Source organism: Terriglobales bacterium (genome assembly GCA_035567895.1).
Classification (GTDB): domain Bacteria; phylum Acidobacteriota; class Terriglobia; order Terriglobales; family Acidobacteriaceae; genus Gp1-AA112.
In genome coordinates this window covers 1-23,880 of record DATMPC010000106.1, presented here as the reverse complement: position 1 = coordinate 23,880, position 23,880 = coordinate 1, and the positions used below count along the sequence as shown (strand labels likewise).

General features: G+C 55.5%; 19 protein-coding genes and 1 tRNA gene. 8 read left to right on the top strand and 12 right to left on the bottom strand.

From position 1 onward, the window contains the following. Positions 1-35: 35 nt before the first annotated feature. From VNX88_22910 to VNX88_22895, 4 genes are all read right to left on the bottom strand, one after another. On the bottom strand, positions 36-635 hold the full coding sequence (locus VNX88_22910; protein HWY71536.1) for a DUF3106 domain-containing protein: 600 nt from the start codon (positions 633-635) through the stop codon (positions 36-38). Positions 636-661: 26 nt separating this feature from the next. Further along, positions 662-1,144 (bottom strand): hypothetical protein, encoded by a 483-nt coding sequence (locus VNX88_22905; GenBank protein HWY71535.1) that lies wholly within the window; start codon positions 1,142-1,144, stop codon positions 662-664. A 29-nt stretch (positions 1,145-1,173) separates the two neighbouring features. Further along, the gene (locus VNX88_22900; GenBank protein HWY71534.1) at positions 1,174-1,851 is read right to left on the bottom strand and encodes an RNA polymerase sigma factor; all 678 of its coding nucleotides are present in this window, start codon (positions 1,849-1,851) and stop codon (positions 1,174-1,176) included. 276 nt (positions 1,852-2,127) lie between these two features. Next, a complete protein-coding gene (locus VNX88_22895; GenBank protein HWY71533.1) occupies positions 2,128-2,688 on the bottom strand; it encodes a DNA-3-methyladenine glycosylase I in 561 nt (186 codons plus the stop codon). A gap of 194 nt (positions 2,689-2,882) precedes the next feature. On the opposite strand from VNX88_22895, the gene VNX88_22890 reads away from it, so the two are divergent. Continuing rightward, a tRNA-Val gene (locus VNX88_22890) sits at positions 2,883-2,959 on the top strand. A gap of 98 nt (positions 2,960-3,057) precedes the next feature. Beyond that, positions 3,058-3,288, top strand: a complete 231-nt coding sequence (locus VNX88_22885; protein ID HWY71532.1) for a type II toxin-antitoxin system prevent-host-death family antitoxin — start codon at positions 3,058-3,060, stop codon at positions 3,286-3,288. Positions 3,289-3,594: 306 nt separating this feature from the next. On the opposite strand, the gene VNX88_22880 is transcribed toward VNX88_22885, so the two are convergent. The 5 genes from VNX88_22880 to VNX88_22860 form a co-directional block, all read right to left on the bottom strand. Further along, positions 3,595-4,290: an ABC transporter ATP-binding protein gene (locus tag VNX88_22880; GenBank protein HWY71531.1), complete on the bottom strand. Its 696-nt coding sequence runs from the start codon at positions 4,288-4,290 to the stop codon at positions 3,595-3,597. Positions 4,291-4,426: 136 nt separating this feature from the next. Then, on the bottom strand, positions 4,427-5,791 hold the full coding sequence (locus VNX88_22875; protein ID HWY71530.1) for an efflux RND transporter periplasmic adaptor subunit: 1,365 nt from the start codon (positions 5,789-5,791) through the stop codon (positions 4,427-4,429). A gap of 7 nt (positions 5,792-5,798) precedes the next feature. Next, positions 5,799-6,962: an ABC transporter permease gene (locus VNX88_22870; protein HWY71529.1), complete on the bottom strand. Its 1,164-nt coding sequence runs from the start codon at positions 6,960-6,962 to the stop codon at positions 5,799-5,801. 8 nt (positions 6,963-6,970) lie between these two features. Next, positions 6,971-8,119, bottom strand: coding sequence for an FtsX-like permease family protein (locus VNX88_22865; protein ID HWY71528.1), 1,149 nt, complete (start codon positions 8,117-8,119; stop codon positions 6,971-6,973). A 598-nt stretch (positions 8,120-8,717) separates the two neighbouring features. Beyond that, on the bottom strand, positions 8,718-9,515 hold the full coding sequence (locus VNX88_22860) for a DUF4097 family beta strand repeat-containing protein (GenBank protein HWY71527.1): 798 nt from the start codon (positions 9,513-9,515) through the stop codon (positions 8,718-8,720). Between the two features lie 212 nt (positions 9,516-9,727). Between VNX88_22860 and VNX88_22855 the strand changes: the two genes are divergently transcribed. Next, complete coding sequence (locus VNX88_22855; GenBank protein ID HWY71526.1) at positions 9,728-10,063, top strand: PilZ domain-containing protein; 336 nt, start codon at positions 9,728-9,730, stop codon at positions 10,061-10,063. Positions 10,064-10,081: 18 nt separating this feature from the next. Here the strand turns inward: VNX88_22855 and VNX88_22850 are convergent, their stop codons facing one another. Continuing rightward, complete coding sequence (locus VNX88_22850; protein ID HWY71525.1) at positions 10,082-10,924, bottom strand: hypothetical protein; 843 nt, start codon at positions 10,922-10,924, stop codon at positions 10,082-10,084. Positions 10,925-11,169: 245 nt separating this feature from the next. Here VNX88_22850 and VNX88_22845 point away from each other — a divergent pair, with 245 nt between their 5' ends. Together VNX88_22845 and VNX88_22840 are read left to right on the top strand one after the other, a co-directional pair. Continuing rightward, complete coding sequence (locus VNX88_22845) at positions 11,170-12,162, top strand: transglutaminase domain-containing protein (protein HWY71524.1); 993 nt, start codon at positions 11,170-11,172, stop codon at positions 12,160-12,162. Positions 12,163-12,286: 124 nt separating this feature from the next. Next, positions 12,287-13,825 carry a M20/M25/M40 family metallo-hydrolase gene (locus tag VNX88_22840; GenBank protein ID HWY71523.1) on the top strand — a complete coding sequence of 513 codons (1,539 nt, stop codon included), beginning with the start codon at positions 12,287-12,289 and terminating at the stop codon, positions 13,823-13,825. A gap of 117 nt (positions 13,826-13,942) precedes the next feature. Here the strand turns inward: VNX88_22840 and VNX88_22835 are convergent, their stop codons facing one another. Further along, complete coding sequence (locus VNX88_22835; protein HWY71522.1) at positions 13,943-16,063, bottom strand: radical SAM protein; 2,121 nt, start codon at positions 16,061-16,063, stop codon at positions 13,943-13,945. 890 nt (positions 16,064-16,953) lie between these two features. On the opposite strand from VNX88_22835, the gene VNX88_22830 reads away from it, so the two are divergent. The 3 genes from VNX88_22830 to VNX88_22820 all read left to right on the top strand — a co-directional run bounded on the left by VNX88_22830 (position 16,954) and on the right by VNX88_22820 (position 23,124). After that, on the top strand, positions 16,954-19,170 hold the full coding sequence (locus VNX88_22830; protein HWY71521.1) for a DUF4139 domain-containing protein: 2,217 nt from the start codon (positions 16,954-16,956) through the stop codon (positions 19,168-19,170). Between the two features lie 216 nt (positions 19,171-19,386). Next, entirely contained in the window at positions 19,387-19,611 is a 225-nt protein-coding gene (locus tag VNX88_22825; protein ID HWY71520.1) for a hypothetical protein, read from the top strand. Between the two features lie 300 nt (positions 19,612-19,911). Continuing rightward, positions 19,912-23,124: an IPT/TIG domain-containing protein gene (locus VNX88_22820; protein ID HWY71519.1), complete on the top strand. Its 3,213-nt coding sequence runs from the start codon at positions 19,912-19,914 to the stop codon at positions 23,122-23,124. Between the two features lie 389 nt (positions 23,125-23,513). On the opposite strand, the gene VNX88_22815 is transcribed toward VNX88_22820, so the two are convergent. Beyond that, positions 23,514-23,880 (bottom strand): VWA domain-containing protein (locus VNX88_22815; protein ID HWY71518.1); only part of this gene is annotated, 367 nt, incomplete at its 5' end.

Genomic DNA, 23,880 nt, shown 5'->3' with positions numbered 1-23,880 from the left:
TGCTTTAGCTTATTGCTTATTGCTAATCGCTGACTCTACCGCGGCCCGCCGCCGTTGCTGTCTTCCGGATTGAAGCCAGAATCCAGCAGCCCCCTGAGCGTTGAGCGCTCCTGATCGTTAAAGGTTGAGCGGAAGCGCTCGGAATTCAATGTCTGCTCACGTTGATCTGGCGGCATTTGCCGCAGGCCGAGCCATGCACGTCGCACTGCGCGCCGGCGATCATCAGGGAGTTGCCGCATTTGCTGTAGCGAATTTCGCAGAATATCCTGGCGCTCTTGTGGTAGAGACTCCATCGCCTGCATCCGCTTCAGAGTGCGTTTTTGCTGCTCCGGCGGAAGGCTGTTGAACTGATTCAGGCGTTGTTGCAGATGCTGCTGTTGTTGCGGATTGAGCTGTTTGAATTCCGGATCGTTCGAGAGTTCCTTCTGCTGCTGTTCCGGCGAGAGGTTCAAGTGTTTGCTGAGCCAATCTCCCGGTTTAGGAGCATTGTTCTGAACCTTACCCGGCGGCATGCGATCGCGGTCGTGATCGTTGTGCCCGCGATTCTGGTTTGGCTTTTGTGGCGCAGCCATCCCGGGCAGACAAAGAGCGCCAGCCAGCAACAACATCGTCGCGGATTGGCGCATGAGTTTCATATTGGGATTCCGTCTTGCTTCTTTTCTCAGTTGCTCAGTGGCACTTGTGAGTTGTCGTTCGAGCTGTCGTCATCCAGATCCTGAAGCTCGCTCAGAATCTGTTGATTCTTATCAAGAGCCTGTAAATCGACCACTGGGCATGCCGCCTGAACAACTGGCGTCTTAGGTGGCAATTCGAAATACACACCCACTGCCATTACCAAAGCAAACACGCTAGCCGCAACTGGCTTCCAAGTCAGGTGATGAACGCCAATTTTCTCCATCCACTGGGCAAAGAAACCTTGCGGCTGTTCTTTCACCTCGCGGAGACGTGCCTGGAGCCGCACCTCAAAGTACGGCGACGGCTCAGGCGCGGTCCACGTATCGAGCACGTTCATAGTTGAACGCAGGCTCTGAAATTCGCGATCACAGGCCGCACATGCTGACATGTGCGCCTTCACGCTCTCACCCGGAGCCGCACCCGAAAGTGCAGCCTCGAAGATCTCGTCCCTTAAATCTTTGCAAACCATAATTACAGCCTTTCCCGGAAGTAAAACATTTACACAAACTCTTTCAACCGCTCTCGCAACGTTTCGTAGGCACGGAACAAAAGCGACTTCGTCGCAGACTCGCTCAGCTTTAAGACTTTGCCGATTTCCTTATAGTCGAGTCCCTGATACTTATGCATCAACACTGCCACCCGCTGCCGTTCCGGCAATGCCATGACGTGCTTGCGAATCGCCGCCATCCGTTCTTCGCGCAGAATGTCTGCTTCAATCGTCGGCGTCGCATCAGCGACATCTGGCGTCGTTCCCGTTTCAGGATCAGGTTCGTCCAGATTCACAGTCGGGGCCGTACGCTCCGACCTGGAATCTCGCGCGTGATTCACCGCCAGGTTCGTTGCGATTCGGTACAGCCAAGTACTGAACTTGGCCTCTGCCTGATACGAGCTCCGCGAACGATACACTCGTAGAAAGACTTCCTGCGCCAATTCTTCGGCAATCGCCTGATTGTGGGTCATCCGATACATAAAACTGATAATCGGACGGCGAAATTTTTCTACCAGATATCCAAATGCGGAGTCATCTCCAGTCCCGGCGAGCAGCATCACTTCCGCATCGCTCATCTCATTCATCGGACGCAATGCAGTGCGCGCGGCTGGTTGACCACCATTCTGGCCCGAAACCTTACCCGCAACCCCTGGATACCTCTCCGGATTCAGAGCTATCGTACCCACGCTATCTTTAACCCCTTCCGGGGGCGGAAGTTGCGCCGAATCAGAAGGCGGTAAACCGCTGGATTGATTGGACTTTGACCGGATTGGATCGTCCGGAAACGGCATGCTTCAGAGCACCTCGGCAAGCATAGTTTTATTAGACGCGACAACCCGGGCGCAGGGCAGCTAATTGTAACGCTTTGTTGAGTGAAAACCGAGCTGTACCGGCTGCGGTACTGGTCCCTAGCCGCTGGGTCAAGAGTTGGCCGAACCCGCGGCCACGGCCGCCGGTACTCCTCATACCTGCTTCCGCCGAAAACATTTTTGGCTGTGATCGTTCACGATCCCTACTGCCTGCATGAAGGCGTAACAGATCGTGGAGCCTACGAAGCCGAAACCGCGTTTTCTTAGATCCTTACTCATGCGGTCGGAATCGTTTGTCTGGGTGGGCACGTCTCCGGAACCTTTAGGCCCCCTACCGGCCCTTTTCGGAGCGAACTGCCAGATGTACTTGTCAAAACTGCCGAACTCTCTCTGGACAGATTGAAAGGCCTTTGCATTCTGGACCACCGAAGCGATCTTCATCCGGTTGCGCACGATTCCCGAATCGGCAAGCAGGTCAGCGATCTTCTTTTGGTTGTACTTCACGATGATCTCGGGCCGGAAGCCGTCAAACGCCTTACGATAGTTCTCACGCTTCTTCAGAATCGTTTCCCAACTCAGTCCCGCCTGCGCGCCCTCCAGACACAAAAACTCAAAGAGCATTCCATCATCGTGCAGCGGCACACCCCACTCTTCATCGTGATACCGCACCATGATGTCGCTCTTCGCCCATCCACACCGATTCAACTCTTTCATTTGGGACTCGCAGATTTTGGACTCGTTGATGAATAGACTACAGTCAGGAGACAGATTGTGCCGAGGTGATGCGCGCCCCTTTGCATGACGCGACGCTTTCTTGCTCGCGCTCGAAAACGATGGGCAGGCATGTGGAAACGCACGCAGTGCGTGTTGCAAGTAGCGTGTTATGCTGGTGTTACCGCTATTTATGTGGGCGGTTAGCTCAGTTGGTTAGAGCGCCTGCTTCACACGCAGGAGGTCGTAGGTTCGAGTCCTACACCGCCCACCATGGCATCGCCAAGGAAATTCTTAATGCCGGGATCTTGAGTCGCGTGCTCGCAACACTCGGGTGATTATCCAAAATTGCCGTAGTTAGCAGGGTACCAGATGCCCAGAGTAACCATTCATCAAGCAAAGGCAAATCTGTCAGAACTGATCGAGCCGGTTGAGCGCGGGGAAGAGATCCTAATCGCCATAGGTAAAAGAGTTGTAGCAAAGATCGTTCCTGTCGCTCAAGCTCCGAACCAACGCCGCCTCGACATCCTGCGGGGCAAGTTCAAGGTCACTTCCAAGTTCTTCGAGCCACTCTCCCAGAACGAGCTTAAGGGTTGGCGCTAGGTCGCTTTCAGCGTATGACTCGTCGGACATGTCCCCTTTTGGAACTGTGATCCCACGCGCCGCAGCGACAGCACCTTCACATCGAAACTTCATTTCTTGCGCGTGGGGGATCTGCTGTTGCGTTAGTGATCAAACAGCAGATCCCCCAGGCCGCATCCGCGTTAACGGAACACTGACAGGTAGGCGGCGGCCTGGCGGATGACAGTGTCCATTAGACAGTGTCTACATGGTTCGGTAGATTCAACAGTCGCCCGCATGGAATCTCGACCCTGATGGCCTCCGCCCAGTCGTAGAAACGCGGCCTACCTAACCAGGCAGCAGCATCCCTTTCTCCAAATGCCGCGTTGTATGGGCGTATGCGGCAGCATTTGGATCGTGTGTAACCATCACCACGGTCTTTCCAAACTCTTCGTTTAGACGCTTCATGATCTCGAGCACTTCGGCGGCGGAGTGACTGTCGAGATCGCCGGTGGGTTCATCCGCGAGCAACAGTGTGGGATCTGTGACAATGGCACGAGCTATTGCGACGCGCTGTTCCTGTCCTCCGGAAAGTTGTTTTGGCAAATGGTGAACGCGGTCGCCCAGGCCGACCAGCGTGAGCGCGGTCATTACGTGATCGCGACGCTCATTCTTGTTGAGCTTGGTGAGCAGCAGTGGTAGCTCGACATTTTCAAACGCCGTGAGGACCGGAATCAGGTTGAAGGTCTGGAAGATGTAGCCGATGTGCCGATTACGCCACTCGGCGATCTTCTTGTCGCTGTAGCGGAAGACATTCTCGCCCTGCACGAGTAATTCTCCTGCCGTGGGTCGATCGATGGCCGCGATCATGTTCAGTAGTGTCGTCTTGCCGGACCCGGAAGGTCCCATGAGCGCCATGAACTCTTTTTCGGCGATCTCGATGGAAACATCGTCGAGCGCCTTCACTTCAAAGGTATCGCGTGTGAAGATCTTGCTTACATGGTTCGCTTGCACGAGCTTCGTCGCCACCGGTGCACTTTTCATTTCTGCTGCTTGAGGCACAAGGATCGTCCTTTGAGTCTTGGAGTAATCAGTACCGGCAGTGGTAGCCGCTGGGTGTGACTGCAACTTCTTCATAGAGGCTACGACTAACCCAGCGGCTCCCGCCGCCGGTACTGACTCATTGCTTTACTTTTATTCTGTCGCCATCTTTCAAGTCCGCTGGAGCGTTCACAATGATGTCTTCGCCTCCAGTAAGTCCATCGACTAAGTACCCATCACTGCGCTGGCTGAGCACCTTCACTTCTCTCATCGCGGCACGACCATTGAAGGCAATGATCACAACCCGCTTTCCGCCGTTGTCGTGCACTGTGCTCGCCGGAACAACTGTGCCCGATGACACTATCCCAGCGCCTTTAGTCTTTTCATCACCGACGAAACGCACATTGGCGTTCTCTTCCGGGCGGAGATAATCATCCGGGTTGAGGACCTTCACTTTTACCTGCAGCGTGGCTTTTTGCCGGTTCGCCATCGGAGCGATCTCGTTGATCTGGCCCTTGTACTCGCGATCCGGATACGCGTCCGTTGAGAGCACAGCTTTCTGCGTCGGACTCAGCTTGGCGAAATCGTTCTGACTAATGTCTAGCTCCACCTGTAGGTCCGTCAGATCGGCGAGCGTGACCACCGATCCGCGAGGTCCGCCCGTGTCAGCTCCAGATGCAAACTGCGCAGTAACAAGCTCGCCCTTCTCGGCAGTGCGTTCCAGAATCGTTCCCGATACGGGAGCACGAATCTGCGTAGCATCGAGGAGCGATTGGGCATAGGCGAGCTGTCCCTGCGCCTGTTCCAGCGCGCCTCGAGCATTTGAAATCTCCTCCTGGCGTGGGCCGATCTTGGATAAACGGTAGCTCTTCTCTAATGACTGCACGCGCTGTTGCGCGGAGTCATATTTCGCCTGCGCATCGTCAAGCTGCTGGCGGGAGAAGACTCCCTGTTCCACCAATGGCTTGGTTCGCTCGAGCGTCGCCCTCGCATTCGCGAGATTGGCGCGCGCTTCGTCGAGATTCGCGCCGGCCTGGTCGATTTCTTCCGGACGTGAGCCGTTTTCAAGCTGTTGCAGTCGAGCCTTGGCCATGCTCACCGCCCCGCGGGCCTGGTCTGCCTGAGCGCGGAACTCCTGGTCCTCCAATCGGACCAGCACCTGCCCGGCCTTCACTTTGTCGCCTTTTTCCACTCCGATCCAGGCGATTCGGCCGGTGACCTTCGAGTTCACGCTGATCGTATGATGAGCAACGATATATCCCGCCGCCTGCAGTACGGTATCGCCGGTATTAGACGAGGAAGTCACGGGGTTAGCCCGCACAGTTTGCACTTCGGGAATTGAAGACGAAAACAGGCGCACGGCCAGCGCGACAATTCCCAGCAAAACGATCGCGCCAACGCCGGCGACGATGAATCGCTTCGACCACTTCGGATCGTCGGGTTCCTTTTGTGTGCGGTCGATCCGCAAGCTGTGCAGATCGCCGTATTTTGTCTCGAGCGCCATCGGTTTTCTAGTCTCTCAATGCTGCAAGGATCTCTCCCCGCGATGCGTGCCAGGCAGGAGCAATTCCGCCGAACAATCCCATGGTCACGGCAAATGCGATTGCGGTCATTAGCACCGCGAAGGTGATTCGAACGCTAAAGACAGTTTCACTGAAGGTCAGCGAATTTGCCGTTCCAGTCGTGAGGCCGTTAAAGGGCAACATCAGGATCAAACCCAGCGCCGCTCCTATCAAGGCTAAAAGGACCGATTCGATCACGAACGAAGTGATGATGCTGGGCCGCGAAAAGCCGACGATTCGCAGCGTCGCGATCTCGCGGCTACGGTACGCAACCGCGGCGTACATCGTGTTCATGGCTGCGAAACACGATCCAATCGCCATAACAAAGGCGACGATCGTTCCTACAAATTGAATCGGTTTGCCCGACTTCGTTTGTTCGCCATAGTAGTCCGGCTCCATGAATGCATCGAGCCGCAAACGCTGGTCGTCGTTCATTCGATTCTTCAGCGACTGCGCTGCAATCGAATCTGTGGCGTGTACGAGTACGGACGAGAAAGCGGCACTGCGTTCAAAATCGGACCCCATCTGGTTCACATCCGCCCATATCTCCGAACTCGCAGCCGTCTCGCCGGCGTCGAACACGCCAACTACCTTCCACTTGCCCTTACCAAAAAAGAGCTCGTCCCCAATCGCGGCATCGCGAAACCGCTTAGCAATCGATTTGCTGACGACGATCTCGCGTTGCCCCGCATTAAACCAACGCCCCTCAATCAGTTGTATTTTGGGGCGAAGTTCAAAGCCGGTGGACGACATGCCGCGGACGGTGACGTTAGTTTCGCCCGTGTTGTCATTGCGCGGTATCACGATGACGACCACGACTTCGCCCGAAGTTAATGGTTCGCCGGACTTATCTTTCGCTATTCCCGGCAGGTACCGAATTGCTCCGTAAGCCTCACGATCGATCCCGCTCTGTAGCTCCGCCTGCGAGCCCTTGCGCAGCACCAGAACATTGAGCGGATCACCGCTGCTGACGAACGCCTTCTTTAATCCCGCCAGGAGAGCCATGATGAACACAGCTACGGCAACGGTGAGCGCAATTCCCAAAGCGGTCATCATGGTGGCGCCCAACCGGAGCCGAAGATTGCGGATGTTATACGTGATTGGAATTGCCATGTGTCCTCTTATCCGATGTGCCGCAGGCCATCAACAATGTTCCGCCGCGAGGCCTGGTACGACGGAAAGACCGCACTTAGAAAGCCCACGAGCGCCGCCACTGCCAACGCCGCCAGGTATGTGGGAGCATTCACTTTGAATCCAGTGAAGAAGGTTCCGTTTGGCGCTTTCGAAGCTGCAATCAGTAACAAGGTGGCCCCAGTCGCGCCAAGCAGACCGCCAAGGAGTGAGATCGTCACCGCCTCACCAACGTAAATTGAGAGAATCGTCCCGCGTGTGAATCCCAATGTCTTCAGGACTGCCACTTCGCGCGTACGCTCGCGAATGCTCATGGCCATGGTATTCGCTGAAACCAGCAGGATCGCGAATACTACCGCGCCGCAGATGCTCAGGATAAAGAGCTTCACATTCCCAAGTTGGGCTACAAAGCTAAGCCCGAAAGCCTTCTCCGTTTCCGTCTTCGTCGGTTGCGGCGAGTTCGCGAACATCTCGTCGACAGCTTTGGCGACGCTTACCGTGTGCTCAGGCGAATCAACGAGCGTGTAGAAGGTACCGGTACGTCCTTTGACCCGGGGAAGGGCTTGTTCAATGTACTCAATGTTGTACAGCATCGTGTCGAAGGCGTTATCTGTGTCGTAGATGGCTCGGATGTTCATTTCAAGGTTGACGGGATAAATCGTCCCCTTGACGATCACTTTGTCGCCGAGGTTCCATCCGTGCTTCTTCGCCAACGCACTATTCACCGCTGCCCCAGCGCGATCGTGCTTGAAAGCTTCGAGCTGGTCGGGCGGCACACGGCTGTCTTTCATTACGTCGAATATTTCGTTCGGATCGACGCCGAATTGGGCGAATGTGTTCTCGGGTTTGTCGTCCTTGTAAATTCCACCAAACCAGTTCCATGGGCTTATGTGCACCACCCCAGGAATAGTTCGCATCTTCTCGCGGTAATACGACGGAAGCCAGAAGACGAGAGAGACTTTATGGCGTGTAACCAGCCGCAAGGCTGACTCGGGGGGTCCCTGATCGATATAGAAGCCACGATAGACGCTCATAAGCAGCGTCAGGAGAAGCAGCGAGAAAGCGATGCTAATCGACGTGATTAAGCTGCGACGACGATTGCGAAAGGCGTTTTTTGTGGCAAATCGGCTCAGCGTCATTTTGCATCTCTCCCGAGAAAAGCGAGGCCAAGGTTATTCGACTGAAGATTCTAGCCAGACGTTAATCACGTTTCTTGTAAAAATACGCACTGAAGGGGAATCATTTCCGGTAAATCAAGACAAACCAGCTGGTTGCCAGTTCTCCCATTCGAAAACGCTCATCTTCATGCGTTCTTAACGGGCAACAACGTTTGCGGTCTCTTCTGGACCAAAAAAATTTGGCTTATCTCTACGTCGAACGTTGTTCGTTCGAATCGACACACCCAAGCTGTTTTTCTATCGCGATGTTGCTTGTACAAGCCCGGAAAGAGCGGCCACAACAGCCCAAGCTCCCTGATAGCTCCCTGTTACTTTTTTGAATCCCGCGCCAAACCGATCCAAGCGCTTTGTTGACAGCGCCTTGCGAAGAAATCCACAGAACTCCCTGTTAACTCCCTGGTTCTGACCGAAATTTGCGCATTCTGGGCAGAATTCGATGATTTCAACGTCGAATCAAAAAATCCCCTGTTATTCTGCCTGTTTCTTCTTTTTGGCTGCGGATTTCTGGCAAGGTCTTTTGTCCCTAACTAGAGTTGCAGGCCAGTCCTCGTGTTTAAGATCAAATCGCTTCTTTGCGAAGCTCTCCGCTGCCGTTGACTGTCTTGAGATCTAGTGAACGCCCGCCGCTGCCAATCGTGCCGTGGACGGAATGTTTTCCGCTGCTGCCTTGCATGGTTAGCGGGAAGTCGGATTCGAGATGTCCGTTGACACTCCTGAAATCTAGTTCCGTGCTCAGGTTTGTGGGCAGCTCCAGTTTGATGCCGCCGTTGACAGTCTTGAACTCGAGGTCTCCGGACCAGTCCGCCCGCCCAATCCTCGCCTGAATCGATCCGTTCACACTTTTGGCAGAGGCCCAGCTTTGCGTGGAGATACGAATGCTACCGTTCACACTGTCGGCTTCAACGTAGCGGCCCATCGACATAGCGCGGACCCCGCCGTTCACGTTCTTGCCGACGAAACGCAGGTTCTGGGGCATGCGAATCGTAAAGTCGACCTTGGCGTTATTGTGACTGTTGCCGAAATGCGAATTGGACTCGCAATTGTCGGAGCTGAAAAAGCCCGGGTACAACGCGCAGATCATCACTCCATCGTTGAGCTTCACGACCTGGATCTTGATATCCTGTGCGCCCTCGCCGCTCTTAATTGCGCTCACTTCCACCTGATCGCTATTCGAGGAACCAGTCGCGTCGATATCCCCATTGATGTCTTTGATCACGACCACCTGATCCGGTGATAGCTTGCCCGTCCAGTGAAACTCGCGGCCATTGTCTGTGCCTTGATCTTGTGCCCATCCGGCCACTCCCAGCGCCATCGCCAAGGCGGCAATTCCCATGTAGCGAGTCAAACGTGTTGTCATTTGGCCGTCTCCTCCTGTTCACCCAGAAGACGTGTACGCAAGCCCTTTGTTAGCAGTTCCTTGGGATTGGGCAAACCGTCGTCCAAACAGCTTCAAGTCTCATACTCGAAAGCTCAAGGCTGGTTAAGCACCGGGCCATTGTACCCAGCCCTCCGCCACAAGGCCTTCAGTAATCTTTTGGGCTTGCACGTCGCCAGCTACATTTCTTGGGCATGGCCCATTTCCCCAAGCTTCACTCCTCGATTCGTTCCCCCAGGACATCATTCCGTAGACCCGAACCAGCCAATTTCCGAGTGGAAAATCAGCTACAAAAAGGCAGTTTATTGCGCCTGTCTATGACGGGCGGCTGCGCACTCCTCGATAAGAAGGTTCGGCGCGGCACGCTCGGAGAAATCGAGATTTCAACGTCACTCGGCAAAATTCGTGGACTGATTGAATTCTTGGATGAGCGTGGAAAAGGCGCCCATTCTGAGCTGGGCTTCCGCTTCATTGGCCTGGAAGACACCGATCATGAGCGACTCGGCAGAGCGCTGCAGAGAGTCGGATAACGGTTAGTTGTGCGGCTTCTACTTGTGGGACCTGCCGAACGAGAAGCGGCGTCCCACAATACCCTTCACGATCAGGTGATCCGTGGATCGAGTTACACCGATTCCAACACCGAAATTGAATTCCCACTTCGGTGAGACATTTAGGTCGATGGATGGAAAGAAATCCTGCTGTTGTTCCCTGAATGGATCGAAACCCGTGAGATTTCCGTAATTGCCGTAGTACTCGAATCCGGCTGAGACCTGCTTAGTCACGTTATAGCCGACCTTGAAGTTAGGTGAGAATTCGACGCCTTTGCTCACGCTTGGTCCGTGCCACGAGCGATCGAGCGTTGGATTGAACGACAGGTACCACGGCCCGAGTTGCTTATCTACGATCGGACGAATCTCCCACGTCCACGTGTCTGGTGAGAAACGGGCGCGCTGATATCCGATCTCGTTTGACAAGCTCACCCCGACAGGCCAATTCCATTTTTCTGGAACGCGAACGCGGGGACGAATGTGATCGCCTACCCACTCGTACCCGAATCCGCTGTGCGCGCTTGTAAAAATGTAGAACCCGGTTTCGAACCAGTCGGTGAATCCCTGGGTAATTTCTATGGTCTCGTGTAGCGCGTGGTGGGTAGGTTCAGTACCATCCTCGGCAAAACGGCTACCAGCGGCGGCTTTTGTTCCCGAGACTGTGTAGTTGCTGTGCAGCTCGATCATAGTCGTGCCCGGGTCCACAGTATCGGAGCCGTAGACCTGGATCTCGTAGTTGCCCTGAGCGTGAGCGCTTTGCGCTAGCAATAGGCAATAGGCGATCGGCAATAGGCGAAAACCTTGCAAGAAGTAATTGATCAAGAAGCAATTAATAAAGTCCACGAACACGGATCTCAGTCTTCAAACGCAATCCAAAGGTTGGGTGACAAAGCAGAATACAGAGCCAATCGCCTATTGCCTATTGCCGGTTGCCCGTTGCCGTTTGCATGACAGGCGCGCGAGGATTAACATTTTTGCGAGCAAGTACCATGCCTTCCTTTTCCGGCTTCACCTGAAGCTAGCCTTCCTGACGCCCGGGTTGTCGTCACAATTCACATCGTCACGTCAAGAAAGAAAAGGAAGAATCTATGAAAATCTTCGTTTGCGTAGTTCTCTTGCTGGCGCTCTTTGTCGTGTCAGCGCCCGCACAGACTGCCGGTCCGGAGCGCCACTTCACCTTTCATTACGCGTTCACAGTTCGAAATACCCATCCGGGCGCGCCGTTACGCGTATGGATTCCCATGGCATATTCAAATGAGTTCCAGAAAGTGAGGATGATTTCCCAAAAAGGGGACCTTGCCTTAAAGCAGACTCACGAAAGTGAATACGGCAACGAAATGCTTTACGCGGAGACAGCCAATGCAGCCAAGGACGAGTACGCTTTCGATATCGTCTACGATGTCGTTCGGCGCCAAAGTTCAGCCGGTGGAGCTGGCTTGGAAGCAGCCGAATTCAAACGTCTTCTCGCTCCCGACAAGCTAGTTCCGACCACCGGATTGCCTGCGGAGCTTGCAGTTAAGCAAGTTTCGGAAGTCAAAGGCGGGGACTATGAGAAGGGCCGCGCCATTTACGAGTACGTGCTCGCTAACATGCGTTACGACAAGAGCGGCACCGGATGGGGACACGGCGACACCCTGTACGCCTGTAATGCCAAGCGCGGGAACTGCACGGACTTCCATTCCCTCTTCATCTCGATGGCGCGCTCGCAACACATTCCTTCGCGATTCGAGATCGGTTTCCCGATTCCGGCAGACAAACACGAGGGAGACGTTGCTGGCTACCATTGCTGGGCAGACTTCTACACCAAAGACCGCGGATGGATTCCGGTAGATATCTCCGAAGCATGGAAGCATCCCGAACAGCGCGAGTTCTTCTTCGGACACTGGGATGACAATCGCGTGCAATTCTCCGTCGGCCGCGACTTAATTCTCTCGCCTAAGCAGGACGGGGGTCCCTTGAACTACTTTGTCTATCCGTATGTCGAACTGAATCACACGGAATATCCGAACATTTCGACGCACTTCAGTTTCGAAGATGCGGGAAGCGAGCAGACTCCTATTCGCGCGACTGCTGGACAGTAAAGGCTAGCGAAGAGGTTATAGGGGACAGGGAACAGGAAACCCATGCGCCTTCCTGTTCACTGTCTCCTGTTCCCTATCTGCTACCCTAATCAGTCTCTTGTCATCAAATTGTTCCGGAGAACTGATGAGTCTATTGCTCCCGCGCAAGCGGTCAATTTCCTTCCCTTTCTTGCTAGCCACGATCGCCTTCATCGCAGCACAACTTATAGCCCAAGCTCCGTCCAGCACACCAACTACAACCCGCACCGACGATGAAAAGCGGGCGTACAGAACTGCAATGGAGCAGGCGGACCAGAAAATAGTCGACGAAGTGAAGGCGCACTCCGAGCTGATGAAGAACCTCGAGTACCTCACTACGGAAATTGGACCGCGCCTGACTGGATCGCCACAAATGAACCGCGCCAGCGATTGGACACTACAGCGCTTCAAGGACTACGGCATCGACGCCCATCTCGAAACCACTGAGATTCCCCATGCGTGGACGCGTGGGCAGGATACAGCTGAAATCACAGCTCCCTTCACACGACCGATCGAGATCCGCTCCGCCGGATGGAGTAAAGCCACAGATGGTGCGGTTACTGGAAACGTGATCTTTTTGAACTTGGCTAACTCCTCCGACGTAGAGAAGCAGAAGTCCAAGCTGAAGGGTGCAATCATCATGACGCGCCCGCCTGCAGAGCTTTCTCCAGAGAACGAAATCCCGAACAATGCCTACGACGCCGTGATTCCTCCGAGACGCGGCGTCCCCAATGCGGGAGCGCGTGCCCGTTTTCGCGAGCGTCAGCAGATGATGCAGGCCGCAGCCGACGCGGGTGCAGCGGTTGTGCTGATAGATAGCGGTAAGCGCGATTCGCTGTTCAATATGACCGCCTTCAGCCGGTATCAGCCTTCGCGGCTTCCGACTGCGTTCCTCGCGCACGAGGATTACAGCTTGATTTATCGCCTGCTGCAGCGTGGGCCAGTGTCGATGAAGATCAATTTGACCGGCACGTTCAGCCCGAATCCGGCGAAGACTTCAATTACCGTGGCAGAGATAAAGGGCAGTGAACATCCGGAAGAACGCGTAATCGTCGGCGGACACCTCGATTCCTGGGACCTCGGCCAAGGCGCGATCGACAACGGTACCGGCGCGATGGCCACGCTGGAAGCCGCCCGCACACTGAGTGCGCTTGGCTGGAAACCGAAGCGAACTATAACCTTCATTCTCTTCACAGGTGAGGAGGAGGGCGGAACTGGAGCTGAACTCTTCGTGAAGAACCATGAAGCCGAGATTCCCAAAATAGATGCAGCTCTGATTCTCGACCTCGGAACCGCCAAAGTGTTCACGATTGTCCTCGAAAATCAGTACGAAACTGTTCCGTTAATGCAGGAGATCTATCAGCCACTGCAGGAACTCTTCGGGCTGGATGCGTTAGATACCCGCTACTATGGCTCTTCCGATCACGTGGAGTTCCTCAACAAAGGCGTGCCGGCATACTTTGGTTTGCAAAAACCGGACCATTATGGGCAGGCACATCACAGCCAGGCAGATACGTTCGACAAAGTAATTCCCGACGAGATCAATCAGGGAGCAGGCCTGCTCGCGGCCTGGGCCTGGAACGTCTCTGAGATGCCGCAGGCCTTGCCGCATCACGCGCCGAGGGAAGAACAGGGAGCGGAGTAGTCAACGAGAAGATTGTTCAGTTCACCTAAAGGTCCAAACGTCAAATTGAAACAAAAAGGCCGCCTTACTAGGCGGCCTTGAGTGAGGACTACATCAGAGGAAGAAACTTGCTTGGACTTAATCTCCCAGGACGGGCTCTTCAGTCTCGGCGACCTCTTGAGCGATCTTCTTGGGAGCCGGCGCGATCAGGTTTGATACTGGAATGAATCCACCTTCCGGCGCCTGCTCTTTCAGGATTTCTTTGCGATAGAGCGCCATCATGCGAGCGTTCTCGGCGCCTTGTTTTAGCTTGGCGTCGCGGGCGCGAATCTTCTCTTCACGCGAATTCTTGGCGATACCTAGCTCGTCGAGAGTAGTATTCGCGGCAGCATTCACATGCTCTTGCACGAGCTTGAGCTTGTGCGAAGAGTCTTCGAGGCCAACATTCTTGCCGCCTGCGAAGATCTCGTGACGGCCGTGCTCGTCGTACCACTTGGTGAGGGTCGCCGTCATGTGCATCTTCTCGATGATGTTTCGCCAGCCCACGCCGGTGTTATAGGCGCAGAAGGAGATTTCACCTTCCTGCGTGGCGTACGGGATGATGCACTGCTCGGTGCGGCGGAAGTCGTAGTTGAACAGATCCTGGAACCACATTCCGGCAACGAAGAGGAAGTTCCAGCGGTCTTTGCGGCGCTTCTCGATATCTTCCAACGTGCGCTCGCCTTTCACGCTGCCGTACTTCTTGTCGGCGTTCTTGCTGGCACCGAAAGACTTGTCAAACTTCTGGAGCAAGTCCTTCATCTTGAAGTGCGTCGGGGACTTGAACGGATCGTAGTTGCGCGTCAACGCGAGCGCCATTCCCAGAACGGAAAGGAAGCGGCCGCGGCCAGCGTCGTTGATCCTGGCAACGTCTTTCGCGAACCGTTCCATTTTCAGGAATGCGGGGACGGGGACCGCTTCTTTGGTCTCTTTATCGATCATCATTGCCGTGCCGATTCCGCAGTTCGGATGGCATCCGCAAGATAGCTGTCCCCAATCAGCGTTCGGACCGTGTACCAAATCGGCCCAATCGGAGAATGTGCTCATAAACGAAATCGGGAACCAGTCGCGCGACGGCTCACCCAGCCCGACCTGGTCTTTCACGTCGTGTGCCAGGTGGGAAAGCGTGTAACGCTGCGCCATGCGGCGCTCGTCGGTGACTTCCTCGTCCCGGCCAGTGAACGAAACCGGCTGGAAGCTGAGGAAGCTGATGGTCTTGGGATTGTCGAGCGCGAACTGGATAATGCGGCCTACCTGCTCGTTGTTGATGCCGTTGACAATCGTGGTGACTGGAACGATTTCTACGCCGGCGTTGTGCAGGTTGTGAATCGCCTTAAGCTTTACGTCAAAGAGATTGCCGACCTTGCGGTGCGAATTGGCGGCGTTTCCGATTCCGTCGAACTGGAGATAAACGTAACGCAGGCCGGCTTCTGCGGCCTGGCGGCAGAACTCTTCGCTCTTGGCAAACTCAATTCCGTTACTGGCGGCCTGCACCGAGTTGTAGCCAACCTTGCGCGAGTACGCGACAGCGTCGAGGAAGTACGGTGAAAGCGTTGGCTCACCACCGGAGAACTGAACCGACATCTGACGACGCGGCTTGATCGAGATCGCGTTGTCGAGCATCGTCTTGATCTCGTCCCACGTCAGCTCGTGCACAAATCCAACCTGGTTGGCATCCATGAAGCAGGGATCGCACATCATGTTGCAGCGGTTGGTGAGGTCGATTGTTAGCACCGATCCGCGGCCGTGCTTGATCGTCGATGTCCCGTGATTGTGCAGCTTTTCGTCACTGTGCGCGCGGATATCGCGGCCGGGAAAGACTTCTTCGAGGTGGCGGAAGAACTGGGTGTCGATGGCCATTACGTCTTCGAAGTGGCCATGTTTCGGGCAATCCTTCACCATCAGGATCTTGCCGTCGCGCTCGATGATCTGAGCTTTGATCTCACCCGCCTTTTCGTTCAGAAGAATCTCGTGGGGCAATTTGCCGTCAACGATCTGCTGGCGGATTTCAGGAACGCATTTCGGACAAAGAGAGTCAGTTGTGCGGGGCCATCCCAGCGGCGGTTTCTGCTTTTCGTAGGACTTTAGTAGGGGCTTATCCGACCACTTCGGCGTGAAAGACGGGTTGGGTTTAAAGCTGTTGAGTCTGTCGAATACTTGCCATGCTCCGTTGGCGGCAATTGTGACTGCCTTCTCAACATACTTAATGGCTTTCGGCATCCATGTGCTCCTCGCCGCGGAACTGCACCTTGGGGGCGGCGCTAGATTTTTACTGCTGATCGCTACAGAACTGCGGTGAGTTACACGACAACAGCTTCATCCTAAGGGCAGCTTCCCGGTCCTCCCAACCAAGAAACGCTGAACGGGGGTTACAAATCAGTGAACGGGGATTAGGGCAGGCTCAACGGAAAATGGCTGTATGTAGCAGAAAATACGTAATTTGGAAGATGCGAACCTCGCACGCAACCAGCGATAACCTGTTCGGCGATTGCCCCTCGATTCACATCACTCCATTTTGGCAGCAATGAACTGAAAACCCGCTACTCGATTTCCCGCGTTTGTTGTGAACTTTGCTGAAGGTTTCTCCCCGCGGAGCGGAGATCTTGGAAAGTCGCTCGAAAAAATCTGGGGTCGAAGTCAGAGTCTGGCGTAAGGGCGAAGATAAATCGATTTACTTTCCCTTTTGATTCGCCATTAGCCGTTCAGTGTAGGGGGATAGCCACTCGCTTCCCCCGACTCGCCTACGAGCCTCTAATGCGAAATTCTCAAATGGCGCCGAAAGTCATCCAAAACTGCATTGCATATATAAGGTTCGGTTGGCTCTTCCTGAACTCTTGGCCAGCCTTGCCTGAAGCTCTTGGATCAGCAGCAAAAGAGGTCCGTTTTGAGCGAGAAGCAAGTCACTTTTTGGGGCACTTTAGACGGCTTTTTGGGGCGCTAAATTGCAGTTTTCGGGGCACATTAAGAGACTCTTCCGGTTCAAAAAGCCGAACTGTGAGCCCTAGCTCTCATCTTTCGCACTGCAAGAACCATCAACTCGGGTGTCTATCACATAAGGCTGCGTAACCTTTCTCCCAAGCCGCCGGATTAACTCTATTTGGAGGTCCTTTATGAACTATCGCCTCGTCCTGCTGTTGGGATTCTTCGTTTCGAATGTCGGAACCATGGTCGCCCAGCGTGTCGCTCACACGCGAACCGAGGCGATATCGGTGGCAACAGGAAATTCGGTGATTGCGACTCCGGGTGCAACCGTGACCGATCGACTCCCGGTTCGACATGTGGCGCTCTACAAGAACGGCGTCGGCTACTTTCAGCACGATGGCCGCGTGCGCGGAAATCAGACCGTCACGATCGCGTTTACCACAGCACAGCTCAACGATGTTCTGAAGTCGCTCACCGCCATTGACCTCAACGGTGGACGCATCGCCGATGTGAGCTACAACTCAACCGCTCCGCTCGACCAGCGGCTGAATGCGTTGCAAATTCCCATTGGACAAAAAACAACGACTGCCGAATTCCTTGATGCTCTTCGCGGAGCCCGAGTCGAAATTCGCAACGCCGGAGCCGTGGCGATTGGTCGGTTGCTTAGCGTCGAAACTGTTAACTCAACGTCCAGTGATGAGGACAAAGAGAGCTCGAAGCAAATCACACCTCATACCGAGCTTTCGGTCATCACCGATTCCGGCGAGCTGCGCACCTTCCGCCTTACTCCGGCAACGAGCATTCATCTGCTGGAGCACGATGTAAATCAGGAAGTCGGTCGATATCTGTCGCTCATCGCATCCACTCGCGCAGCTGATGTACGCAAGATGGCGATCTCTGCGGAAGGAAGCGGGGATCGCGAGCTGATGGTCAGCTACATCAGCGAAGTCCCAGTTTGGAAAAGCACTTATCGCATCGTGCTGCCCGGCGACGCAAAGCAAAAGCCTCTACTGCAAGGCTGGGCCGTAGTGGATAACACGGTTGGGGAGGATTGGGACAACGTCGAACTCGCTTTGATTGCCGGAGCTCCGCAGAGCTTTATCGAGAATATCTCTCAGCCTTACTACACGCGCAGACCCGAAATCGGTCTACCAACTACTGCCTTGCTGACTCCCCAAACGCATGACGCGACGCTTTACGAGCAAATGGGACTTGCCAGCAAAGCTGACCGCCTCACAAGTAGCAATGATCGATTGGAGAATTACGCAGAATTAAACAGGCCACCAGCGATCCACGGGAGTACGCAGAGCCTAGCTGTAGAGGCGACCGGCGGACCGATCGGCACCGGATCAGGCTTCGGAGGCGGAATATTCAAATCGGATTCCACTATGATTTCCGCGATGGAGCAACAAATAAGCACCGCCGTTACTCAGGACATAGGCGACCTATTCGAGTACCGGATCAAGCAGCCGGTCACCATACACAAAAATCAATCCGCTTTGGTTCCGATTCTGCAGGCGAGAGTCGACGCTGAGAAGGTCACGCTTTGGAGTCCCGGAAGACCACGACCTCTGCGTGCGCTGTGGCTCACAAACTCCAGCGGACTCACCCTAGATGGTGGAACCTTCAGCATTCAAGAAGCGCAGACCTTCGCCGGAGAAGGGTTGATGGATGCGATCCGTCCAAACGAGAAGCGCCTCATCTCGTATGCTGCCGATCCTGCCGTGCAGGTGAAACCGGAGGTCAAGGGCGAGGGACAACTAACCACGCTCGTCCGTATCCATCGCGGCGTGATGTACCAGGAGTCGCAGGAGCGCCAGCATCACACGTACACGGTTCGCAATCAGGACAGCGCTGAGCGCGAAGTAATCATTGAGCATCCGGAGCGGAATGGATGGAAGCTTGCGGAAGGTGCCAAACCTGAAGAAACCTCCGCCTCCGCTTATCGGTTCCGCCTCAAGGTTGAGCCGGAAAAAACTTCTTCACTCGAATTCGAAGAGGTCCACTCCTTGGGCACGAATTACTTGCTCAGCAATTTGACCCCGGACCAGATCACTCTCTTCGCCCACCAGGGCTGGATGAACCAAAAGCTCGAGAACGCGCTTCGCCCGATCATGCAGCAAAAGGATGAGATCGCAGGCTACGCCCAGCAGATCACGGCCACACAGGGCAAGATCAACTCCATCTTCGAAGACCAGAAGCGTCTTCGCGAGAATCTCTCGGCCCTCAAAGGCGGCACCGAAGTGCGCTCGCTAGCCCAGCGTTATACGAACGAACTGAACCGCGAAGAAGATGGGCTCGCGTCTCTTCGGAAAAACCTTGCCGATTTGCAGGACAAGCACACTGCCGCGAATCAGAAATTGAATGAAATGATGGAACAGTTGGAGATGGAGGTGAAGATTTAGTTGTCCAACGACAAGGTCGTCGAGTCTCAAACAACGCCGTATAAAAAGACGACCATCGATGGGCACTCCAGAATGCTAGGCCCGGAGGGCCGGCTGGCCAAACGTGAGCCCAGTCCCGGAAGGCTGGGTTTCATGTTGGTTTGGAGATTCGAGCGCCGGAGGCGCGGCACTCACGAGAAATGGAATGGTATGATGCCGCGCCTCGGAGGTGCTGTGATGCCAGCCGACCAGGAGGTTGTGAGCGCGTGGCGTGCTTCTGCCCCGTTTTGGGAGAAGCACCGTGGAATCATCCGGCTGATGTTTGCGCCGGTCACGCAGGCTCTCATCGACGATGGGCTGATTGGCAGCGGAAACGCAGTTCTGGATATCGCTACCGGGCCCGGAGAGCCGGCTTTAACGATTGCTGCGCTTGTGGGCTTCCAGGACAAGGTCTCGAGGTAGATCCTGCGCCCTGAGATGGTGGACGCCGCTCAGCGAGCGGCAGACCATCTTGGGTTGCGGAACGCACAATTCGAAGTTGCCTCCGCCGACTCTGCCTTTCTCCGCCGATACGTTCGGTGCCGTGGTCAGCCGCTTCGGGGTCATGTTCTTGCATCGTCATCGAGGATAAGCGAGTTGCAGGCAATTTCCGATGATTGCGCACCCTGCCAACCGCGCAGAGTGCGGCACCCACTCTTTGGACGTTGCAGCCAGAAAGCAGAACACAGATGCGCCACCCGCCACCCGTTACATGGAAGTCGCATGCAACAACCAAAACGGGAACTAGGGTGGCCCACCCTTCCTAGTTACTTTCTAGTTATCGACGAGCGCTATCCCAATGTGGTAAAAGTTCGCTCGTTTTCTTTCCGAGCAAGTGCAGATGACTCGTACTGCTTCGAGAGAGGTGACGGGAACAAGCGGCTCGACTTCCAGCAGCATCCCCCTAACGCTAAAGGTCACTCAGGCAAATGGAAATCCCGACTGCAAGCACCTGGCATGTATGACGAACATGGAAAAGGGGAGGCCAAGGACTTGACTAACCGGAACAAGAATCTGCAATTCACCTATACCCTGGCGCTCGGCGTTCTTTTGCTGTCTTCGAGTCGCGCTGTTGCGACCAACGAGGAGAACCATATTCAGGAGATCATGGCCGGCGTCAATGGCAACTCCAAAATCCAATTCATCGTCATCCAGCAGGAGGGGAGTGGCAACTTATGGGGCCCGCAGACTGGCGAGACTCAATCGAGGGCGATGCTTGTGTTCTTCGACGCCGCGGGAAGAGAAACCGGCAAGTTCAAATTCCCGCACGATGTGCCCCTCGATGCCAACCCGCAGTTGATTGCGACCCAGGACTTTGCGAACCTGACTGGAGCACCGACTCCCGATTTCATTATGCCGCCGCTCCTGAGCCCCCTTAGCGGGAAGGTGTGCTTCACGAACAATCCGCTGAATAGCAATGCGGGTTCACGAACCGACTGCGTTTCCTACGGGAGCTTTCCTGCTGCCCAGACCGGAACCGACTCCGGCGGCTGCAACGGCGTCGTTATTGCAGGTCCCCCGACAGCCGCCCTTCCCATCATGAAGACGGTGAGCCTGAAGCGCACCTCTACCTCTTGTGGCTCCGTCCCTAACTCCGATTTCGCGATCAATACGACACCCACACCGACGAACGATGCGGGAAAGACGCTCATCATCCCGGTAGCCACCCAAGTCGCCCAGGGCGAGAATCTGTTCAACGGGGAGACTTTCCAGGGCAATGGGCGGACCTGCGGAACCTGTCACGTAGCGAGCCTGAACTTCGCGTTGCCGCCGAGCAATATCCAGTCGCGATTCAGTACCGTCTCCACGACGTTCGATCTGTTGTTCGTCGGAGAGACAAAGCCGTCCAGCTTCGATCCCGGCTTCGACTTCAATCTCAACACGCTGGTTCTGGACCAGGCGGGGGTTTCGAGCGGCACGCCATGCAGCGGTACGTTACAGGGCATCATAACGAGCGGAAGCGGAGCGACGGCAGCGACAGCCAAGGTGCTGGCGCAGGTTTCGCCAACGACGTATCTTGTCTACGGCGGCATGAACCCGGCCTTGTCCGGCACCGTGAGCGACAGCAACTCGTGTTCGGGAACCGTCGCGAGCATAACGGCAGGAAGTCTCGGCTCCGGTTCGACTGTGCTCGGCCTGGAAGATCCGAAGCGGATGAGGACCAGCGCGGACACGGTGAACTTCCCCCAAGGACGGGGCCTCATCCTGGAAAACATCGACGGGTTTCTTCCCACCGGGCCCACCCCGCCCGTGTTCCGCAAGTCTCCCCACCTCCTGAACCTGAACCGAAGATTTGGCCCGTTTGGACTTAGCGGCAGCGTCGGCGACCTGCAATCGTTCGCGACGGCAGCCGTCAAGCAGCACTTCCCGCGGACGCTGACTCGGAACAGCGGTGGATCGGACCCGGATTTCCGGCTGCCGACCTCCGATGAGCTGGCTGCCCTGGAAGCGTTCATGCGGGCGCAGGAGTTCCCGGCAGGAACCGACCCAAATAAGTTCAATTTGAACCGGTTCGTGATCACCGCCGCTCAACAGCGAGGCTTTAATGCCTTTTCCGGCGCCGCCAAATGCTCGCTTTGCCACAACGGGACGGTTCTCGCCGACTCAGTGATATTCAACACGGGTGTGGTGAACCAGACCATCGACTCGGCTGGAATGGACAATCTCCCCTGCGAGCCCAGCACACCCTGCGGGTCGCGTGCGTTCATCACCCGGCAGCTTTTCAACGTCGCCAACCTGGGTCCGTTCTTCCACGACGGCTCCGCAGCCACGTTGCAAGATGTAGTCGCGTTCTATAATTCGGCTTTCTTCAACACCTCGCCAGGTGGGGCGTTTTCCGGCCCGATCAACATTTCCGCGATGGGGCCCACCGCGGCCGACGACATCGTAGCTTTCCTCGAAGGGATTAGCTTCAGCCCGTTTGCGCCGACCTTCGGTCCGGTTGGAACCGGTGTGACGATTACCGGCACGACCTTCGCCGGAGCCACGGCCGTTTCGTTTAACGGAGTGACGGCTACCTTCACGGAGAGCCCTCCCGGTACAATCACGACGACAGTTCCCGCCGGGGCTACCACTGGCCCCATCACCGTCACCACGCCTGGCAGCGGGCCTTTGAAGACCACGACCCGCTTTACGGTTACGCCGGCCATCACTTCCTTTACGCCGGCCAACGGTCCGGTTGGAACGGGTGTGACGATTACCGGCACAAACTTCGCCGGGGCCGCGGCAGTTTCGCTTGGTGGAAAGGTGTCTACATTCACAGTGAGCAACTCCGGGACGGTCACCGCGACAGTTCCCTTCGGTGCTACCACTGGTCTCATCACTGTCACCACGCTGGATGGGACCGCGACCAGCGCTGCCAGCTTTACGGTTACGCCGGGGGGCCCCCCTTTTGCCCTGACCGCCACGCCTTCTTCTCAAACCGTCTCCGCCGGAGCCAGCACAAGTTACACCGTAGCTATCTCGCGGACGGCAGGTTTCACCGACAATTTGACCTTCAGTGTGGCCGGATTGCCGGCGGCGGCTACGGCAAGTTTCGGTCCGAACCCGGCTTTTGGCAGCTCTTCCACGATGACCGTGACTACCACCGCCGCCCATGCCCAAACGGCGCCTTGGCCGACGCTTTGGCTTCCTCCGACCAACTTCAGCGTCCGCGCTGCGCCGCTGTGGGCCATCTGCCTGCTGGTAATGGTTCTGCTTGCTGCTCGGGACAGATCCAGGAGGCACATTCCACGGTGGGTCTTTGCGGCTGGCACGTTCGTTGTGCTGCTTTCCATCGGCTGCGGCGGAGGTTCTGCTCCGCCGCCACCACCGCCGCCACCACCACCACCACAGCCCGGAACGCCGTCCGGAACCTACACGATCACGATGACTGCTACCAGCTCCAATTCAAGCGTACAGCCGGTAACTATGCCCGTCACGTTGATCGTCAAGTAATGGCCGTGAGGGATTGATTGGTCGGGGAGAAAGGAGTTGAACCTCCGACCCCTCTGCCATGAAAATTGCTTCGTCTATGCCGGGTGCCGTACCCTTTGTTCTGTTTTCCTTTATTGAACCCACACAGCGGGTGCCCTTCGTTCTTATCGATGGGCACCCGCAACAGCAATGGGAGAAAGAGGAACAGCCTGAGAGCCTGTCGGAGAGAACGATTCCCGAACCAGGAATCAATAACTTACAGAGACTCGATTATTTGTAAGTTGTTGATTCTTCGTTCGCAAAAATCTATCTCCGACAGGCTCCTGACCCGTCCTATTTTTCTTCTAGGATCTCTGTCGATTTGAAACGGGGCAGATCAGGCAATCCCGTTTCTTGCACGTCAACGCCGATTATCTTTGCTGAGGCGGGATCGCGTAGTAACCCTTGCGCGCGGTCACGCGGTCACCATGGTTTTGAGCCTCAATTTGGATCTTGCGAAAGCGTCCATCCCAGTTTGTGTTGTCGGGATAATAGCCGAGGCTGTACTGATGGTGCAGCTCTTCAGAAATCTGATCGAAGGCGTCGGCGATTTTGTTCATGCCACGCGCTTCAATAAGCCGGCCTCCGGTTTCTTCAGCCAGCTTTCTTAGCTTGCCTTCACTGAAGATGTGAAATACGTCGCAGTTATCATGCGGCCCATCCGTTACCTGCACCACATAGGCGATCACATCGTTTTGCTGCAGCGCGATCAGCGCGTCTTCGAGCGTCGATTCGCTG

What these genes read in the sequence shown, in the direction of transcription:
- VNX88_22910 (HWY71536.1), bottom strand. Translation starts at nt 635, where the DNA reads ATGAAACTCATGCGCCAATCCGCGACGATGTTGTTGCTGGCTGGCGCT.
- VNX88_22905 (HWY71535.1), bottom strand. Translation starts at nt 1,144, where the DNA reads ATGGTTTGCAAAGATTTAAGGGACGAGATCTTCGAGGCTGCACTTTCG.
- VNX88_22895 (HWY71533.1), bottom strand. Translation starts at nt 2,688, where the DNA reads ATGAAAGAGTTGAATCGGTGTGGATGGGCGAAGAGCGACATCATGGTG.
- VNX88_22885 (HWY71532.1), top strand. Translation starts at nt 3,058, where the DNA reads ATGCCCAGAGTAACCATTCATCAAGCAAAGGCAAATCTGTCAGAACTG.
- VNX88_22880 (HWY71531.1), bottom strand. Translation starts at nt 4,290, where the DNA reads ATGAAAAGTGCACCGGTGGCGACGAAGCTCGTGCAAGCGAACCATGTA.
- VNX88_22875 (HWY71530.1), bottom strand. Translation starts at nt 5,791, where the DNA reads ATGGCGCTCGAGACAAAATACGGCGATCTGCACAGCTTGCGGATCGAC.
- VNX88_22870 (HWY71529.1), bottom strand. Translation starts at nt 6,962, where the DNA reads ATGGCAATTCCAATCACGTATAACATCCGCAATCTTCGGCTCCGGTTG.
- VNX88_22865 (HWY71528.1), bottom strand. Translation starts at nt 8,119, where the DNA reads ATGACGCTGAGCCGATTTGCCACAAAAAACGCCTTTCGCAATCGTCGT.
- VNX88_22860 (HWY71527.1), bottom strand. Translation starts at nt 9,515, where the DNA reads ATGACAACACGTTTGACTCGCTACATGGGAATTGCCGCCTTGGCGATG.
- VNX88_22855 (HWY71526.1), top strand. Translation starts at nt 9,728, where the DNA reads ATGGCCCATTTCCCCAAGCTTCACTCCTCGATTCGTTCCCCCAGGACA.
- VNX88_22845 (HWY71524.1), top strand. Translation starts at nt 11,170, where the DNA reads ATGAAAATCTTCGTTTGCGTAGTTCTCTTGCTGGCGCTCTTTGTCGTG.
- VNX88_22840 (HWY71523.1), top strand. Translation starts at nt 12,287, where the DNA reads ATGAGTCTATTGCTCCCGCGCAAGCGGTCAATTTCCTTCCCTTTCTTG.
- VNX88_22835 (HWY71522.1), bottom strand. Translation starts at nt 16,063, where the DNA reads ATGCCGAAAGCCATTAAGTATGTTGAGAAGGCAGTCACAATTGCCGCC.
- VNX88_22830 (HWY71521.1), top strand. Translation starts at nt 16,954, where the DNA reads ATGAACTATCGCCTCGTCCTGCTGTTGGGATTCTTCGTTTCGAATGTC.
- VNX88_22825 (HWY71520.1), top strand. Translation starts at nt 19,387, where the DNA reads ATGCCAGCCGACCAGGAGGTTGTGAGCGCGTGGCGTGCTTCTGCCCCG.
- VNX88_22820 (HWY71519.1), top strand. Translation starts at nt 19,912, where the DNA reads ATGCAACAACCAAAACGGGAACTAGGGTGGCCCACCCTTCCTAGTTAC.